Raw genomic sequence first — 1,513 nt, 5'->3', positions numbered from 1 at the left:
GCTTTTATTTATATTATTTCTTACTCTTACCCAACCAATCTTTGCCGCCACTAGTCAAAGACGTAGCGGTAGCGATCACTCTAGCGGCAGCTGAGGATGTTAAAGACTCATCATCATTACTTTTCTTAAAACAACAAAAGTTACTATAAAAAGTAGCTTTTATCTTATATTTTATCTTCTCTACCATCCTAAACTTTACCGGCACCCGTCACAGACGAGTGCTAGCGGGGGCAATCTGATACGGTACTAGTTATAAACTAGCACTAGCAACATACTATACCCGAGCGGGGGTAGCTTATTTATTATTTGAAGAGCGAGAAACAGGACCAGATTCCATAGGATGATTAACAATCTTACCACGTATGTCTGCTATTCCAATAATATTATTTTTTCTTATAACTTTAAAAGTAATTAAATCTACTTTATTTTTTTTGTTAAATAAATATAATTTAGCTGTATATAAATCAATACCCCCTATCTGAATAATTTTATTCATTTGAAAATCTTCCCATCTAACAACATGAAAATCTTCTTTTTTACTTTGAATTAACTCCAGTTTTTTAGGTAATGAAGAAATCGCGTCTTTAAATTCTAAAAAATCACTTTTAATTTTTTCATCTTTAATATTCTCTATATTACTTATTGAGAAAATTGGAATTCTCAAAATACTCTCATCTTTTTTAAAAGATTTTAAAAAAAGTTTTACAAACTTCTGTTCAATCTCATCCACATCTTGAAACCCCAATAACCTGTACTCATCTAAAACATTAGGGTTTCCTTTAAAACAACTTAGAAAGAATAAAAAAAACAAGAAAATGAATTTAAAATTTGATTTTTTTCTCAATTGGAATATTACTTTTTTCATTTAATAAATTTATAAAACCTTCTACTTGACTAACACCTGTTTTAGGTTTAAAAACATTCTTTAATTTAGGAATAACACTTATATCTTCTATCAATTCAAACCAAACATATCTATTAAAAATTGACCTTCCAGATATTTTTAAAACAAAAAACAAACTAATCTTTTGATCAAATACATAAAATTTTTCAATTTTATTAAAACCATATACTTTGTTAGAAAAGTAAATCTTTTCATTATCATATGAGACTCTTTTTAAGCCTAAATAAAGTATTCCTTGTATAATTGATAGCAAAAATAATGCCTGAGTTAAAAATGAACTGTCTATTTTATTTTTTATAACAAAAAACACCCACGCTGGCGCAAGTTTGCAACTTGTGCCCCGTCACAGACGAGCGCTAGCAGGTGGACATCCTATTTACTACCATATATAATTAGCATGCATTTTTAGCACCAAAAATGTAGCCAACATATACAAACAATAAAAGCTACCTGTTACAGTAGCTCTTATCTATATATGATTTGTTTCTTACGCTTACGCTAAACCAAGCAGTGAGGGTACCAGTTACAAACTGGCACTAGCAATCAAGGCATACTCGCGCCATCAGGGGTATAGCTCTCATAAAAATGTTGTGATTACAAAATGTAAAA

Annotated in this window: 2 protein-coding genes; both read right to left on the bottom strand. The window is 29.9% G+C overall.

Annotation, left to right across the window (positions count from 1 at the left end):
- Positions 1-295 precede the first annotated feature (295 nt).
- Positions 296-865, bottom strand: coding sequence for a hypothetical protein (locus Z054_RS0127300; RefSeq protein WP_024773136.1), 570 nt, complete (start codon positions 863-865; stop codon positions 296-298).
- On the bottom strand, positions 822-1,214 hold the full coding sequence (locus Z054_RS0127295) for a hypothetical protein (protein WP_024773135.1): 393 nt from the start codon (positions 1,212-1,214) through the stop codon (positions 822-824). The genes Z054_RS0127300 and Z054_RS0127295 overlap by 44 nt, the downstream gene beginning before the upstream one ends.
- Between the last annotated feature and the right edge of the window lie 299 nt (positions 1,215-1,513).

The sequence above is a fragment of the Aquimarina macrocephali JAMB N27 genome, from assembly GCF_000520995.1.
GTDB lineage: Bacteria > Bacteroidota > Bacteroidia > Flavobacteriales > Flavobacteriaceae > Aquimarina > Aquimarina macrocephali.
Note: the sequence above shows the minus strand (reverse complement) of the source record. Positions and strands in the feature narration are given on the sequence as shown.